Below are 16,095 nucleotides of genomic sequence, written 5' to 3' on the forward strand. Positions count from 1 at the left end.
AACGTTTACTATGGGAGCTTTACTTCTGTACATATTGAAATCTACTATCTGCCTGACCTTGTTTTACCTTGGGTTCAAGGCTTTGCTCAGTAATGACACCTTTTTCCGTTTCAACCGGTGGGTGTTGTTGGGTGGGATAGTGGTCTGTATGTTGTTGCCTTTTGTAAAGCTCGAAACATCAAAGCCTCTGTTTATCCAGCAACCGATTATCGGATTGGAAAAGATCATCGCCGGAAATGCTCCGCTGGTCGAAACATTTTTCCCTGAAGGCTATGGTGAAGAACGCGTTATTTCTACTGAGGAACCGGTTTATACAATAGACTGGGGACAGTTGATCGGTCTTTCTTATCTTCTGGGTTGTGCCGTCTGCCTGTTGATAACCCTGGTCTCTTTCCGTAAGATGCTGGAAATTACCCGTCAGGGAGATAAAACGAAATGTGGAAACTACACACTGATCTTGCTTTCATCTCCTGTTTCCCCGTTCAGTTGGGGGAGATATATTATTCTTTCTGAAGAAGATTATATGAAGTATCCGGATGAAATCCTGACACATGAGAAGATGCATCTTCAATATCGTCATTCCATCGACTTGATCTTTATGGAGATCATTCTTTTGCTTCACTGGTTTAATCCGGCTGTCTGGTTGCTGAAAAGGGAATTGAAGGAAATACACGAATATCAGGCCGATAAAGGCGTGCTTAATCAAGGCATCGATGCAACTAAATATCAACTATTGCTCGTGAAAAAAGCTGTCGGCTCCAGCCTCTACACTCTTGCCAACAGCTTCAATCACAGTAAAATTAAAAAACGTATTACTATGATGTTAAAAGGTAAATCAAAGAATTGGGCCCGCTTGAAGCTATTGCTCCTGGTCCCTGTGGGACTTATCGTCCTCAATGCTTTTGCCCGTCCGGAAGTGAACCGGCAGTTGGAAACGCTTATCCAAAGCAAAGATAAGGAAACTCCTCCGAACGAACAGCAGGATGTGAGGGAATTCTTCCGGACAGAGCTGGATAAGTACATAAGTGAAAAAGAGAATGTACAGAACCCTTCGCAGGAGTACATGTCTCGTTTCCTGAATGAAAAGACAGACAGGCAGGATCTGTTTGTTAACTCATTGGGGCAGATACTTCTGAATAATAAGTATGCTACTGTCGATAATCTGCCGGAGAAATTGACGAATATATTTGCTTCTGCGAAAGATAAGCCGATAGCATTCTATTCTTACATTGATGCAGGAGCTCCTCCGATAGCAGCGGCTAATATCCTGAAAGTGGTGAAAGACGGTTTCATGCAGCAACAGGCAAAGGCGGGGGTAGAAAACGTTCCTATCCTTTTCTACATTGGCGACCCTAAAAACTTTAAAAGAGACTTGAGAGAGCAGTCGATGATCGTTGCTTATTATACTGTAAACGGAAAGAAGATATTCTTTGACGAATACGTAAAGTTGAGAAACCGTGCTGTCCGTGGTGCCGTGCGTAAAGCGGATCTGGCAGATGCAAAAGGCGAAGTAGTGGAATTATTCACCTATTATAAAAATACGGATGGCGAAATCATCCCTTCACCTCCTTTCTATTATGAGTTATCCTCTGAAGAAGGCAACACGGCTTATGCTTTTTCGATTTCCTACTTTAATGAAAGGAAGCCTTTGTTGTCCTATGATACTTCTGAAAAGAATAAGAGGAATTATATGGTGGTCATAGGTTTGGGAATGATTGATGAAGCTCTGGGGAAAATAGGAAAACATGTGAGGGATATTGTAATTCAGCCGGCTCAAAAAAATGTCCCGGTGAGTTATCTCGCTGTCGTAAAGTCTCATTTGGCAACAAAAGGTTATGATAGTATGATCGTGCCGGAGGTGCTGGATCGGGCTGGAAAGTAATTTTAGTAAGGATAGTATGAGAGGATATCTTTTAAGGGATATCCTCTTTTTATCTTAAGCGTTTTATTATCAATTGATTACAGTTTCCTCGTAGTTCCATGCTTTGGAAACTACAGTTCCCTCCGCAGGGAACTGGAATTTCCTGTGGAAGAAACGCGCGTTCCCTTCCTGGGAAACTGGAGTTTCCTGCCGAGGAAATTGCGGGGACACAGGCAGGGATGAAAAGTAATCATACCGAATGCCGGGAATAAGAAGAAAGTTTTATCTTTGTTACTTCTAATCTGAAAATCAAACAGTATTGAGCGAAAAAGATTTTGAACCAATAGATAATGTATAAAACAGGAATAATCTTTTTCATTTATCTTCTTGTAGCCTGCTCTTCCGGCGGACGGAAAGAAGTAGTCACTACCCGGGAACTTCTCCGGCAGGCTGCTTTCTATGGAGACAGATTGCAATTCCTACCGGCATTGGATACATATCGGCAGGCAATCAGTCTGGCTGAAAGGGAGGAAGACAGTGTGGCTCTCTCTTTCGCTTACCGGGGGATGGGAGGAATTTTCCGGAATCAATCTTTAAAACAAGAGGCGTTGCAAAGCGGGAAAAGAGCTTTGTGTTACGCAGGACAAATAACCGGTGACTCGTTACGAATGGCGATTTACCGGGATATGGGTGACGTTTATAGGCTGTCGGGAGAAGCAGACAGTGCCTTTTATTACTATCAGATGGGCGGTTACCGGATCGGACAGGCAAAGATTTTACAACAGAGAGGAAATAGTGAAGAGGCCGAAATATTATTGAAAGCAGAACTCGGACAAGGAGTCTCCGAAGAGGTGAAAGCAGAACTCTATCTGGCTCTGGCTGATCTGCAGATTTCTCTTGGCCGATTGGAAGAAGCCGGGAACAATTTGAGTCATGTGCCTTCCTCCCATCCACATTTATATATTTCTCTGTCCCGAATTGCCGAAAGTCGTGGAGATAGTTTGCAGGCAGACTTCTATCGCAAAAACTATTACCATTATTTATCCACCCTGCGACAGGAAAAGGAGCAGAACCAGATAGCCCAGCTCCTTTTTACTTCGGAACAGAGAACGTGGGAGAACCGTTTATCGAATGCCCAAAAAACACAAAAAGGATATATTTACCTTTGGATCACCCTGTTGATCTTTTGCGGTATCGGGATCTGGGGATATTTCCGTTACTGGAAGAGGAAGACCATCGTTGCATTGTCTGAAGCCGAATTCCAATCATCCGAAGTGTATCAGCGTTTCCACAGAAAAGAAGAATGGAAACCCGCCCCCAAAGATTGGGAAGAGTTATTGCAGGCAGTGAACAGTGCCTATCCCGAATTTCGTGAACGGCTGAAAAGGAAGATACCGAAGTTGAGTGAACAGGAGTGGCGCATGTGTTGCCTGATCAAAATGGATGTTCCCCCTTCAGTAATAGCCATGTTGCTTTGTTGTACGAATCAGGCTATTTCGATGCGCCGTGTCCGACTCTACCAGAAAATGACGGGAGAAAAGGGGACACCGGAGCTTTGCGATGCCTTTATTCGTGATTTTTAAGTAGATGTGAACTGATGTGAAACCGTGAAAAGAGGCATTCTCCTACTTTTGTCTGAAAAAAGCGTATGAAAAAGGTATTGTTCGGGCTTATAATAGCCACTCTTATTTTTACCGGATGCGGATCGAAACAGTCTTCCGGCGAATTACTTCAGATCGATCTGACGGCAAAAAGTTTTGCTTCCGGGCAGGTGGAAATAGTAGACGAAATAGAATTGATCGAATACGTTCCCCTGGAACTGACCGACGAGTCTTTGATCGCCAATATATTGGATATGTGTGTTTCCGATGAATACATATTTATCTATTCCACCCGGCAGGATGGTATTTTGCAGTTCGACCGCAAAGGGCATTACCTTCGTACTGTGGCAAAGACCGGAAACGGCCTGGGAGAGACGGGGCAGATCATATCGCTTACCATCGACGAGGAGAACCGCCTTTTCTGTGTCAGCGAATACTTTTCCACCTCTTTCTACTCTTTTTATGGAGAGTTTATCAAGAAAGTAACCAACCTGCGTCCTTATTCTTATCAACTTTCCGTTGGTCCGAACACGATGGCTGAATTAGGACGAATGTATATCCCGTTGAATGTTCCGGGGATGTTCAGTCTGGGAATCTTTAACTGGGCTACGGACGATACGATCGTGCTTCGTCCGACGATCGGAAATATGAATTTAATGTCGTTGGAAGAAACGAGCCTGAAAGCATGGATATATAATGGAAGTATGGATGGCTGGTTTTGCTATTCGGAAGGGACGGATACTGTTTGGAACGTGAATGCGAAGACTATCTCGCCGGCTTTCCTTATCGACAACGGTTATTCTGCTTCGGAGGAAAAAGAGATGCGTTCGTCTAAAACCGGAAATGCGTCTGTCGACGGTACATACGGCATCTTCAATATCTTCGAAACACCCCGCTCTTATTTTGTTAAATGCTTCCAAAGCTCCGACCAATCTAAATTCTTTTTATACAGTCTGGATAAGGCGACCGGTGCGTTGAGCCGTGAAGCATCTACTATCGACGGCATGGAACTATTCAAATATAACAGGGCATTGACCGGTATTGGTATCCGTAATGAAACGGATGGCGGTCTTCCCGTCTGGCCTTATTTCTCTTATCCGGCTAAAAAGCTGATGATACAGTTTAATACGGCTGTGGAGATTGAATATCTGAAAGAGAAATATCCGGACTTGAAGAAACACCCGGTGTTGCAAGAGGTAACGGAAGATTCAAATCCGTTGGTTACGATCTATCATCTGCGTTGATCCGGTAGAAATGTATCCGGCAACGAGTTAAAAGTTAATCCCTTTTATCTTAGAAGTATGCGAAGAAAGCCGTATCTTTGTGGTTTCTAATTTAAAACCAAACAGCTTTGAACGAAAAAGAATTTGAAATAATGGCTCCGGTCGGCTCGTACGAGTCGTTGATGGCAGCTATCCAGGGAGGAGCCGACTCCATCTATTTCGGTATTGAAGGACTGAATATGCGTTCGCGCTCTTCCAACAATTTCACCACCGACGACTTGCGTAAGATCGTTTCCATTTGTAAAGAACACGGTATCAAAAGTTATCTGACCGTCAATACCGTTATTTATGGGGAAGACCTGGCATTAATGCGTGAGATTATCGATGCTGCAAAGGCGGCTGAAGTCTCTGCCATCATCGCTGCGGATGTGGCTGCTATGAGTTATGCGAACCGGATCGGACAGGAAGTGCATCTTTCCACCCAGTTGAATATATCGAATGTAGAGGCACTGAAGTTTTACGCCCAGTTTGCCGATGTCGTTGTATTGGCCCGAGAACTGAATCTTACACAGGTTTCCGAAATCTACCGGCAGATTGTCGAACAGCAGATCGTCGGGCCACGGGGTGAACTGATCCGTATCGAAATGTTTGCGCACGGTGCTCTGTGCATGGCCGTATCCGGCAAATGCTATTTAAGTTTACATGAAATGAATGCTTCTGCCAACCGGGGGGCTTGCATGCAGATCTGCCGTCGTGGTTATACTGTGAAGGATAAGGACAGCAATATCGAACTGGATATCGAGAACCAGTACATCATGTCGCCCAAAGACCTGAAGACGATCCATTTCATGAATAAGATGATGGATGCAGGCGTTCGTGTATTCAAGATCGAAGGCCGTGCCCGCGGTCCCGAATACGTGCGCATCGTCACCGAATGTTATAAGGAAGCCGTTAAGGCTTATTGTAGCGGGACGTACGATGAAGAGAAGATCGCCGCTTGGGACGAACGTCTGAAGAGTGTCTTCAACCGCGGTTTCTGGGATGGCTATTACCTCGGACAACGCCTGGGCGAATGGAGTAGCAAATACGGTTCCGGTTCGACAAAGAAAAAGGTATATGTGGCAAAAGGTATTAAATATTTCAGCGGCATCGGCGTGGCAGAATTCGAAATGGAATCGGGCACGCTGAAGGTAGGCGATGAGATCCTGATCACCGGTCCGACAACAGGAGCTGTGATGCAGACGATCGACGAAATACGTGTAGACCTGCAAGCTGTAGAGGAAACAGTCAAAGGCGAACGTTTCTCCTTCAAGGTATCGGAGAAGGTACGTCCTTCCGACCGACTCTATAAAATGGTGTCCGAAAATAATAACAACAAAGAACTGAAATAAATGAAAGAGTATATCTTTAAACTGACCGATAAGGTGCGCGACTATGAATGCGACCTGCAAGGCGTGGTGAATAATGCCAACTATCAGCATTATATGGAACATACCCGTCATGAGTTCCTTGAATCGCTGGGAGAAAACTTCGGTGCGATGCACGACAAAGGTGTCGATGGATTTGTCTCCCATGTGGATATCGACTTCAAGACTTCCTTAAAGAGTGGCGACAGTTATATTTCCTGCCTGAATGTTTATAAGAAAGGGGTGAAACTGGTTTTTGAACAGGATATTTACCGGGCCTCCGACGGTGTACTGGCAACGAAAGGAAAAGTGGAATCAGTCGTTGTACAGGATGGAAAACTGACCCGGGGCGAATACTTCGATGAAATGCTTAAAAGAATACAAGATAAACTATGATATAGATCATGACCGACAAACAGATTTACCAAATTGGCTTAACTATGATCAACGGGGTGGGAGATATCCTGGCCCGTCAGCTTCTGCAGGCCTTGGGCGATGCAGAGGTAGTCTTTACGGAAAAAAAGCAGAATCTGGAGAAGATACCGGGCATCGGGAGCCTTACGGCTGCCGAGATCAAACGCCCGGAGGTTCTTCTGCAGGCAGAAAGAGAGTTAGCCTTTATTGAAAAGAACCAGATCACCTGTTACTATTTGGCAGATGAAACCTATCCTAAACGTTTAAAAGAATGCCCCGATGCCCCTATACTTTTTTACTATAAAGGAACGGCCGACCTTGATGCTGCCCGTATTATCAGCATTGTCGGGACGCGCCACGCAACCGAATATGGCAGGATTGTAACGGAAGAACTGGTACAAACCCTGTCGTTATCCTTTCCTGACCTTCTGATTGTAAGCGGGCTTGCCTATGGCATCGATGTTTGTGCTCATCGCAGTGCACTCAGAAACGGGTTGCCGACTGTCGGTGTATTGGCTCACGGACTCGACCGTATTTATCCTCCGGCCCATCGTTCTACAGCTGTAGAGATGTTACAACGGGGTGGCGGATTGTTGTCCGACTTTCCCAGTGGTACGGAACCCGATAAACCGAACTTTGTCAAACGCAACAGGATTGTTGCCGGGCTGGCAGATGCTACGATCGTGATCGAATCTGCCGAGAAAGGTGGTTCACTGATTACGGCTGATATCGCTTTTTCTTATGGCCGCGATGTCTATGCCTTTCCCGGCCGGGTAAGCGATCTTCACTCCAAAGGTTGTAATGCCTTGATCCGTCAGAATAAAGCCGGGTTAATCACTTCTGCCACCGATCTGATCTCTGCCCTTTGCTGGGATGTGGAGAAGAAAGCTGCACCTGTCCCTGTCCAGGCTGAATTGTTTTTTGAAGCAAGCGACCGGACTGAAGCGATCCTGGCCCTTCTCCGCGAGAAAGGCGAAATACACATCGACCGTCTGGCTTTGCTTCTGAACCAGCCTGTCCGGGAACTGTTTCCCCTTCTGTTTGAGTTGGAGATGAACGGACGGATCAGGACGCTGCCGGGGAATATCTATAAAATAGTTTGAGTTGTCGTTAGATACGGGAGTGCAATTTCTTTTTGTGTAAACGGGAACTATCTCTATCTTTGTCAAAAGCATTTTGAATATGGAATTGCGAACAGCGAATGTAGTCAGATATATCATGCCTTTACGCGAAGGCGGTTCGTTGCCTGCGCTGGCGGAGGCTGACGACGGATATAAATATGTCGTTAAGTTCAGGGGAGCCGGTCATGGAACGAAAGCCCTGATTGCCGAATTGGTCGGTGGCGAAATAGCACGTGCGTTGGGTTTCCGTGTGCCCGAACTGGTCTTTTTGAACCTCGACGAGGCTTTCGGCCGTACCGAGGGGGATGAGGAGATACAAGATCTTTTGCAGGCCAGCCGCGGACTGAACCTCGGGCTCCATTTCCTGTCGGGTGCACTGACCTACGATCCCGTCGTGAATAAAGCCGGAGCGAAAACAGCCTCGCAAATCGTCTGGCTCGATGCCTTGCTGACTAACGTAGATCGTACCACGCGTAATACCAATATGTTGATGTGGCATAAGGAGTTATGGCTGATCGACCACGGTGCCTCGCTCTATTTTCATTATTCATGGTCGAACTGGCACAAGCATGCCTTAAGCCCGTTTGTCCAGGTTAAAGATCATGCGTTATTGCCTGAAGCTTCCCTACTGGAAGAGGCCGATGCTGAATTTAAACGTTTGTTGACACCGCAAAAAATACAGGAGATCGTCGAACTGATTCCCGATGACTGGTTGCAATGGAACGACAGTCCCGGCACGCCGCAGGAGATAAAGGAAATATACATGGAGTTTTTAAACGAAAGGATCGCCCATTCAGACACATTTATAAAAGAAGCGCAACATGCAAGGAAAGCACTTATATGAATACGCCGTAATCCGCTTTGTTCCCCGGGTGGAACGTGAGGAGTTTATCAACGTGGGCATTATCCTGTTCTCTAAACGGGCTAAGTATATAAAAGCACGTTATCAGGTGGACGAAAGGAAGATCCGCCTGTTCTCATCCGAGTTGGATATGGAATCGTTATACACCAGCCTGAAAGTATTCGACCATATCTGTTCCGGAGCAAAAGAGGGCGGTCCGATCGCCGCGATGGATATTCCCGAACGGTTCCGTTGGCTGACAGCCGTACGCAGTTCTTCGATACAAACTTCACGTCCGCATCCGGGTTTTTCGGAAGATCTGGAGGCTACGTTCGAAAAGTTGTTCTCGGAGTTGGTACTTTAGTCGGGAGGGTATTCTTTTTTGCTGGAAAAAGCGCTCTTTAATTGTTAAAATTAGCAGTTTTTGCTTGTATTGTATAAAGTTTTATCTTCACTAACACTTTTTGGCGATACAGCTCTTCAAACTTAACAAATATTGGCCTGAAAAAGCTTGACAAAACCTCTTTGCAACAGTATCTTTGTACTGTGGTTTTTTCATAATAGTATTAGATTTAAGGTTAACAAAGTTGGTTAGGGCTTGTCGTGAGACAGGCTTTAATTTTTTATATACATTCCCTCTCACTTCTTTCTCATTTTACCGTTCCTGCTTCCTTTTAAATTTATATGATCGGCAACGTGTTCTTTGTTTGCTGTCGGATGGGAAGGCTGTTTTAAGGATATAATTTTTCTTTATTGATTTAAATTGGTTACTTTTGTAAACAATCAGATATTCAGGTGATTATGATTTGTTTGAGACCGCTTGAAATCGAAGCGGTGAACCTGAAAAAGAAACAATTTGTGTATTTTACTTTATGCGAAGAATAAAATATAAAAAGATGGCTATGTTGATTTACTTTCTTATTGTTGTTGTGGGGATTATTGTATTAGTACTTATAACCGGTCTTCTGCTGCCGGGCGAAAGAGTCGGCTCCCGGCAATGCTTTTACAATGCGTCACCCGAAAAAGTCTATAACGTGCTTATCAACAATGTCGATTATGGTTACCGTAGCGATCTGGAAGAAGTAATTATCCTTGAAAGTCAGGATGGAATAGAAGTCTGGGACGAGGTCGCCAAAAATGGCTCCGTCATTCGTTTCAAAACTACCCGCAAAGAACCTTTCTCACTTTATGAATTCGATATTATCAAGGCGAATGGATTTACCGGACATTGGAAAGGAGAACTGGAGGAAACAAGTACAGGCGGTACTCATTTCACATCGACCGAAACCATCCGGATGAAAAATCCCTTCCTGAAAGTACTCTCTTACCTCTTTTTCGATCTGGAGAAGTTTATGGATGCCTATCAAAATGATTTGCGTACAAAGCTTTGCTCGGCATAACTCCAGAGTATGTATAAAAAAAGGAGCTCTTAATGAGCTCCTAAGAATTTGAAAGGCTGAGTGGCCACAAACTGATCGGCCGTGTTACCGGCATATGTTTTACCATGCAGCAGGTCGAGTTTTTTGACCGGTGCGTTTGCTGAGAAATCCACATCTTTGAAATCTACCCAGAAGATATTCGGATAAGTAGTCGACTCAAAGTAATAGACCTTGTTTTTCTGATCGGAAACAGTTCTCCATCGCGTGGATGATATATTCGGTTGATCGGGTGTCGTGATACCTAGTGGGACGGATGTGTTGCGGATTACGCTGAATACACTGGCTACCGCCATGCGTGTGTCGTCTACCTTCGGGATGGCATTGATATAGAACGATGCCCTTACGAAACGATCGGCTGCCCGATTTGTTCCCGGCAGGAAAGTCGTTCCCCCGATATTTTTCCAATAATCATCGAGGGCCAGTTGCTGGTCGAACACCGGCGAATTGGTCATTACCTGGTACGATTTGTTGTGGTGGATATTCAGTTTCCCATTTACGTATTCGAAGATGGCATTGTCTCCCTCCGTATCGGAGATCGACAGATGTAACGTGGCCATACGCGTACCGTCGGGCATCATGTCCGAGACTACTTCGAACGTCCCTTTTTCAACAAAAGCGACAGCTTCGTCTACCGTTGCAAAATTATCCAGCATGTACTGCACCCAGGCGGCAATGGAAAGTCCCGGTTTTTTGCCGTCCCATTTCGGGTATTCCGACTCAGCCAGCCAGAGCAGGTTGGCCACTAATCCTTTTTCGTTCATCCCGTCCGTGCTGCAGATATCATAGGCGGAAGTCACCACGCTTCCGTATTTAGAAGTCCATTCAAGTGGATTTTTACCTATTTCCCCGTTGCGTTTCATACCCCGCGGAAATATCCAAAGGTTGCTCTGGCTGTCTTCTTTCCAGTCCATCGTGCGGCCTGTCAGCACTGTATTGTCTTTTCCCTGGTAAACTACTCTCGTACAGGCATCCGAAGGATTGAATCCTGCACTTGCAGTAATTGCCAGCAATGCTATTCCCCATTTTTTCATCTCTCTCATAATCTTAATTATAAATATGTTTCTATGATTATATAAGCGATTTGTGTATCGGATTGTTTAAAAAGTAAGGCGGAATCCGCGACTGTCACATATGTTACATTTTAAGATATATATATCCTGTATCTTTGCTTCAAATAATTAAATAATCAGACTATGGAACAGTTACATGCTCATGAAGTCCTTCATATGATGGAAGGCAACAGTTACTCGGAGGCCTCTTTAAGAGCGGCTATCATTGACCGGTTCGGTGAGACCCGGCGTTTTTATGCCTGCTCGGCAGAATATATGAGTGTCGATGACCTGATAGAGTTTCTGAAGGAAAAAGGGAAGTTTATGCCGTTGAATGATGGTTTTACGGTTGATATAACGAAAGTTTGCAATCATTGAAAACAGATAATTAGCCGGATGCGTAATCGTCCGGTATCTTTTTGCCGGTATCTGTCCTTTTGTGTTACCTTTGCGTACAAATACTTTTTCGGATGCCGACGAATGCTATAATAAAAAAATCGAAGATGTGGAACTTGTGGCACGGCTGCCATAAGTTAAGCCAAGGATGTAAGCATTGCTATGTTTACCGGGGTGATGCCAAAAGAAACATAGACAGTTCGGTGGTGACGCAAACGAAAAGTTTCGATTTACCCATACAAAAAAAGCGTAACGGCGAATACAAGATTCCTTCGGGAACGTATGTATACACCTGTTTTACCTCCGATTTCTTTGTCGAGGATGCCGACGGTTGGCGCGCTGAGGCATGGAAAATGATGCGGGAACGGAGTGATCTCGAATTTATGATGATTACCAAGCGGATCGACCGTTTTTCTACCTGTATGCCCGACGATTGGGGAGACGGATATGCCAACGTCACGATCTGTTGTACGATCGAGAACCAGGAATGTGCCGATTACCGCCTGCCTATTTATAAAGCGGCTCCGATCAAGCATAAAATCATTATTTGTGAGCCTTTACTGGGAGCGATAGATCTACGTCCCTATCATATCGGCGGATGGGTTGAGCAGGTGGTTGTGGGCGGCGAGTCCGGCATTGAAGCCCGTCCATGTGATTTCGATTGGGTGATGGCCTTACACGATGTCTGTATGGAGAATGGAGTTTCTTTCTGGTTCAAACAGACCGGTGCGAAATTTATCAAAGATGGCGTATTGTATGCAATTAAGCGGCAGTTCCAGCATTCGCAAGCCCGTAAAGCTGATATAAATATTCCTGAAAAGCCGATACAGGAAGAACTGAAAGAGGTGTACCAGGATATATCCTGATACACCTCTTTTTAGATTATAGTAAATCGATACGGTTGTCTATTTGGCAGGATGAATATCCAGCTTCACTGGATGGATCATATTCTCCGGACTTAAGATCGTATCCAGTTGTTCCTTTGTCAGGATGCCATGATCCAATACCAGTTGATACACGCTTTTACCTGTTTCCAGTGCCTCTTTGGCTATTTTCGTGGAATTTTTATAACCGATAACCGGGTTTAAGGCAGTCACCACTCCAATACTGTGATGTACTTCTTCGATGCAATGTTCGGCGTTGGCAACTATTCCTTCTACACAAAGGGTACGCAGTGTTTCAAAGCCGTTCATAAGCAATTCGGCAGACTCGAAACAGCATTGTGCCATAACCGGCTCCATTGCATTCAGTTCCATTTGTGCAGCTTCGCCGGCCATTGTCACACAAAGCTCGTTGCCGATCACCTTATAGGCGATCTGGTTCATCACTTCCGGGATAACCGGATTTACTTTTCCCGGCATAATGGAAGAGCCCGGTTGCATAGCCGGCAGATTGAACTCGCCTAATCCGCAGCGCGGGCCGCTTGCCAACAGGCGAAGGTCGTTGCATATCTTATTTATTTTGACGGCTACCCGCTTCATGGCTGCGGCATAACCTACCAGGCAGGATGTGTCGGAAGTCGCACCAACCAGGTCGGCAGACAGTTTGATATCCCATCCGGTAATTTCGCGCAGGGCTTCGATACATTTTTCTGCATATCCCGGTTCTGCGCAAATGCCTGTACCGATAGCTGTTGCTCCCATATTGACAGTCAGGAAATCATTTGCAGCATGATCCAGATGAGCAATTTCATCCTGCAGGATACTGGCAAAGCCATTGAATGTTTGCCCCAGGGTCATTGGGACAGCATCTTCCAGTTGAGTACGTCCCATTTTGATGATATGGGCAAATTCTTCTCCTTTTTTGCGGAAAGAAGCGATCAGCGCTTCCAGATAAGGGAGCAACCGGAGATGTGTGGCATACATACCCAGGTGGATGGCTGTCGGATAGGCGTCGTTGGTCGATTGCGAACGGTTCACATGATCGTTGGGTGAGCAGTAGGTGTATTCTCCCCGCTGATGTCCCATGATTTCAAGGGCACGGTTGGCTATGACTTCGTTGGCGTTCATGTTGGTGGTCGTACCGGCACCTCCCTGGATCATGTCGACCGGGAATTGTTCGTGGTGCTGTCCGTCCAATATTTCGCGGCAAGCCTGTGTGATGGCGCGGTATTGTTCGTCTGTTAGCAGTTCCAGAGCGTAGTTAGCTTCGGCTGCTGCCAATTTAGTGATTGCTAGTCCGTTGATGAATAATGGATATTCGTTGAGGTGGAATTTGCTGATGCAGAAATTCTCGATCCCTCTGAGTGTCTGTACGCCGTATAATGCTTCGGCCGGTATTTCCCGGGCACCGATCAGATCACTCTCAGTGCGGGTTTTTCCTGTAAATTCAGTATTCATATTAATACGTTGTTTTATAATGTTTATATTAATTGCCTGTATAGAAATTTTCCGGGACGGTTACTTCGCCGATCAGCGAACAATGTATATGTTCCTTTACTTCTTCGGGTGTCAGTCCTTGTCCGAAGAGAAACATAAGTTTGGTGACGGCGCATTCTGTCGTACTGTCGAACCCGCTTACCACACCGGCTTCCAAAAGTTTATATCCTGTTTCGTACCGGTGCATCTCTACACTTCCGGCATGGCACTGGGTAACGTTTACGATTACGAGTCCCCGGTCTACGGCTTCCTTTAGCATGTTCAGGAACCATTCTTCGGAGGGAGCGTTACCGCTGCCGAAGGTTTCCATAACCACTCCTTTCAGATCAGGGATATTTAAAATACTCTCTACTACTTGCGGTGATATTCCCGGAAAGAGTTTGAGGATGGCGATATGGCAATCGAGTTTATAATGGGGTTTCAACGGCTTTCTGGAAACCGGACGATAGATTTGTGCCATATCGTAATTAATGGAGATACCGGCATGGGCCAGTGCCGGATAATTATAGGATTGGAAAGCATTGAAATAGTCTGCGTTTATCTTGCTGGAGCGGTTTCCTCGCAATAAGTCGTTTTCGAAGAAAATACAGACTTCGGGAACAACCGGTATATCATTTTCTTTGGCAGCTGCTATCTCGATAGCTGTGATCAGGTTTTCCTTGCCATCGGTTCGCAACATGCCTATTGGAACCTGGGAACCGGTAAGGATAACCGGTTTGTTCAGGTTCTCGAGCATGAAACTTAGGGCGGAGGCTGTGAAGGCCATGGTATCTGTGCCATGTAGAACGACAAAGCCATCGTATGTAGAATAATTCTCAGCTATTATCCGTACAATTTTTTGCCAGGACTCCGGACCCATCGCAGAAGAGTCCATAGGCGGGTCAAACTGGATAGAAGAAATGGAGCACTTCACACCTTGTAATTCCGGAATATGTTCCAGGAGATGCTGGAAGTTGAAAGCTTCCAGCGTTCCTGTTTCGGGATTTTTGATCATCCCAATGGTTCCTCCTGTATATATTAGCAGAATGGACGGTTTATCTTCTTTGCGTATATTCATGTTCGATGCTGTCGCCTTTTGTTTACGCAACAAAGATATGAAATGTCATTTTGAAATCAAAAAATGTTTTGATGTATTTAAAATATGTCAATCTTTTTGTTTTATGTGGGGAATATTCTTTTTATTGGTGTTAAAATGATATTTCATTCTCTGTATTTGCATATATCGTCAACGGAGACAACGGTCATGTCATGTTGTATGGCGAAACGGATAATTTCGGGAAGGCGAGCCATTGTTCCGTCTTCGTTTGTCAGTTCACAAAGAACGGCTGTATCTCCCAGGCCGGCAAGTTTTACGAGATCTACACTTCCTTCTGTATGCCCTCTTCTTTCCAAGACTCCTTTTTCTCTAGCTTGTAAGGGGAATACATGGCCCGGATGGGATAAATCTTCAGGTTTTGCTTCCCGGGCGATTGCTGTTTTTATTGTCTGTATTCTGTCGACTGCCGAAACACCGGTGGTGACACCTTCTTTGGCTTCTATCGAGATCGTGAAGGCTGTCTGGTTTTTACTGGAGTTTTCTTCTACCATCTGAGGCAGACCGAGTGACCGGCATTTCTCGGGGGTAAGGCAAAGGCAGACGATTCCACTGCATTCACGAATCATCAGGGCCATATCTTTAACCGTCATCTTTTCTGCGGAGTAAATAATATCACCTTCATTTTCCCTGTTCTCATCATCGACAAGTAAAATGCCTTTTCCTGCCTGTAAATAACTGATTGCTTTTTCTACACGTTCCTTGTAGTCAACTCCGAAATCTTTAATTGTTTTCATTTTCAAACCCTGTTATTAGTTTTTTATAAAGTAAAGTATACAACAGGGCTAAGGGGAGTATATGTAACACTTCTCCTACATATATATAATATGTTGGTAGAAATGTCATATAAGTCATACTGTCTTCTTCTCTCATCCAGACTTTAACTGTCGGTTCCGGAATTTCACCAGATCAGTCCCCTGTAATATATCCAGAGGAGTCGCGGACTGTCACCGCCGGTAGGGAGTCTCACCCTGCCCCGAAGAATACTGAGTACAAAAATAGAAAGAATTAGTAAAACAAATGGAAAAGAACTGGCTAAATAAGGTTTTTTACTACATTTGTACATATCCGTAAAATCAAATTTATGAAACACCAATGTGTAAAATGCCCTTTGCGGGCGAAATATGACCGGGCTCCCCAGTCACTGATAGGAAAATTCTGGCGTTGGCATATTAATTTCTGCCCGGGCTGGAAAGCCTATTTCACTTCATTAAGTCTCGAAGAGCAGCAGTTTTTACGTGATAAATATAGTTTCAAGAAATACCTTTGGTGA

General features: G+C 45.0%; 16 protein-coding genes and 1 riboswitch. Of the genes, 12 read left to right on the plus strand and 4 right to left on the minus strand.

Annotation, left to right across the window (positions count from 1 at the left end; genetic code table 11):
• The first annotated feature begins 10 nt into the window (after positions 1-10).
• The 9 genes from M1P97_RS20310 to M1P97_RS20350 all read left to right on the plus strand — a co-directional run bounded on the left by M1P97_RS20310 (position 11) and on the right by M1P97_RS20350 (position 9,867).
• The gene (locus M1P97_RS20310; RefSeq protein WP_249390042.1) at positions 11-1,882 is read left to right on the plus strand and encodes a M56 family metallopeptidase; all 1,872 of its coding nucleotides are present in this window, start codon (positions 11-13) and stop codon (positions 1,880-1,882) included.
• A 329-nt stretch (positions 1,883-2,211) separates the two neighbouring features.
• Positions 2,212-3,444, plus strand: a complete 1,233-nt coding sequence (locus M1P97_RS20315; protein WP_249390043.1) for a hypothetical protein — start codon at positions 2,212-2,214, stop codon at positions 3,442-3,444.
• Positions 3,445-3,509: 65 nt separating this feature from the next.
• The gene (locus M1P97_RS20320) at positions 3,510-4,706 is read left to right on the plus strand and encodes a 6-bladed beta-propeller (RefSeq protein ID WP_249390044.1); all 1,197 of its coding nucleotides are present in this window, start codon (positions 3,510-3,512) and stop codon (positions 4,704-4,706) included.
• 107 nt (positions 4,707-4,813) lie between these two features.
• Complete coding sequence (locus M1P97_RS20325; RefSeq protein ID WP_075559179.1) at positions 4,814-6,076, plus strand: peptidase U32 family protein; 1,263 nt, start codon at positions 4,814-4,816, stop codon at positions 6,074-6,076.
• On the plus strand, positions 6,077-6,487 hold the full coding sequence (locus M1P97_RS20330) for an acyl-CoA thioesterase (RefSeq protein ID WP_249390045.1): 411 nt from the start codon (positions 6,077-6,079) through the stop codon (positions 6,485-6,487).
• Between the two features lie 8 nt (positions 6,488-6,495).
• Complete coding sequence (gene dprA / locus M1P97_RS20335; protein ID WP_249390046.1) at positions 6,496-7,608, plus strand: DNA-processing protein DprA; 1,113 nt, start codon at positions 6,496-6,498, stop codon at positions 7,606-7,608.
• Between the two features lie 79 nt (positions 7,609-7,687).
• Entirely contained in the window at positions 7,688-8,470 is a 783-nt protein-coding gene (locus M1P97_RS20340) for a HipA family kinase (protein WP_249390047.1), read from the plus strand.
• Positions 8,448-8,831, plus strand: a complete 384-nt coding sequence (locus M1P97_RS20345) for a DUF3037 domain-containing protein (protein WP_195373188.1) — start codon at positions 8,448-8,450, stop codon at positions 8,829-8,831. The genes M1P97_RS20340 and M1P97_RS20345 overlap by 23 nt, the downstream gene beginning before the upstream one ends.
• Before the next feature lie 532 nt (positions 8,832-9,363).
• Entirely contained in the window at positions 9,364-9,867 is a 504-nt protein-coding gene (locus M1P97_RS20350) for an SRPBCC family protein (RefSeq protein WP_195373189.1), read from the plus strand.
• A gap of 29 nt (positions 9,868-9,896) precedes the next feature.
• On the opposite strand, the gene M1P97_RS20355 is transcribed toward M1P97_RS20350, so the two are convergent.
• On the minus strand, positions 9,897-10,937 hold the full coding sequence (locus tag M1P97_RS20355) for a linear amide C-N hydrolase (protein ID WP_229058532.1): 1,041 nt from the start codon (positions 10,935-10,937) through the stop codon (positions 9,897-9,899).
• 162 nt (positions 10,938-11,099) lie between these two features.
• Here M1P97_RS20355 and M1P97_RS20360 point away from each other — a divergent pair, with 162 nt between their 5' ends.
• Both M1P97_RS20360 and M1P97_RS20365 read left to right on the plus strand, forming a co-directional pair.
• Positions 11,100-11,333 (plus strand): YecH family metal-binding protein, encoded by a 234-nt coding sequence (locus M1P97_RS20360; RefSeq protein ID WP_195373191.1) that lies wholly within the window; start codon positions 11,100-11,102, stop codon positions 11,331-11,333.
• 92 nt (positions 11,334-11,425) lie between these two features.
• Positions 11,426-12,217 carry a DUF5131 family protein gene (locus tag M1P97_RS20365; RefSeq protein WP_195373192.1) on the plus strand — a complete coding sequence of 264 codons (792 nt, stop codon included), beginning with the start codon at positions 11,426-11,428 and terminating at the stop codon, positions 12,215-12,217.
• 39 nt (positions 12,218-12,256) lie between these two features.
• On the opposite strand, the gene M1P97_RS20370 is transcribed toward M1P97_RS20365, so the two are convergent.
• The 3 genes from M1P97_RS20370 to ribB all read right to left on the minus strand — a co-directional run bounded on the left by M1P97_RS20370 (position 12,257) and on the right by ribB (position 15,559).
• Positions 12,257-13,690, minus strand: a complete 1,434-nt coding sequence (locus M1P97_RS20370; protein ID WP_195373193.1) for an aspartate ammonia-lyase — start codon at positions 13,688-13,690, stop codon at positions 12,257-12,259.
• Positions 13,691-13,718: 28 nt separating this feature from the next.
• Positions 13,719-14,786, minus strand: coding sequence for an asparaginase (locus M1P97_RS20375; protein WP_195373194.1), 1,068 nt, complete (start codon positions 14,784-14,786; stop codon positions 13,719-13,721).
• 143 nt (positions 14,787-14,929) lie between these two features.
• Positions 14,930-15,559, minus strand: a complete 630-nt coding sequence (ribB, locus tag M1P97_RS20380) for a 3,4-dihydroxy-2-butanone-4-phosphate synthase (RefSeq protein WP_195373195.1) — start codon at positions 15,557-15,559, stop codon at positions 14,930-14,932.
• 120 nt (positions 15,560-15,679) lie between these two features.
• A riboswitch (FMN riboswitch) is annotated at positions 15,680-15,810 on the minus strand.
• Between the two features lie 96 nt (positions 15,811-15,906).
• Between ribB and M1P97_RS20385 the strand changes: the two genes are divergently transcribed.
• Positions 15,907-16,095, plus strand: coding sequence for a hypothetical protein (locus tag M1P97_RS20385; protein WP_195373196.1), 189 nt, complete (start codon positions 15,907-15,909; stop codon positions 16,093-16,095).

Origin of the sequence: Parabacteroides leei (assembly GCF_023369805.1) — a bacterium.
Taxonomy (GTDB): domain Bacteria; phylum Bacteroidota; class Bacteroidia; order Bacteroidales; family Tannerellaceae; genus Parabacteroides; species Parabacteroides leei.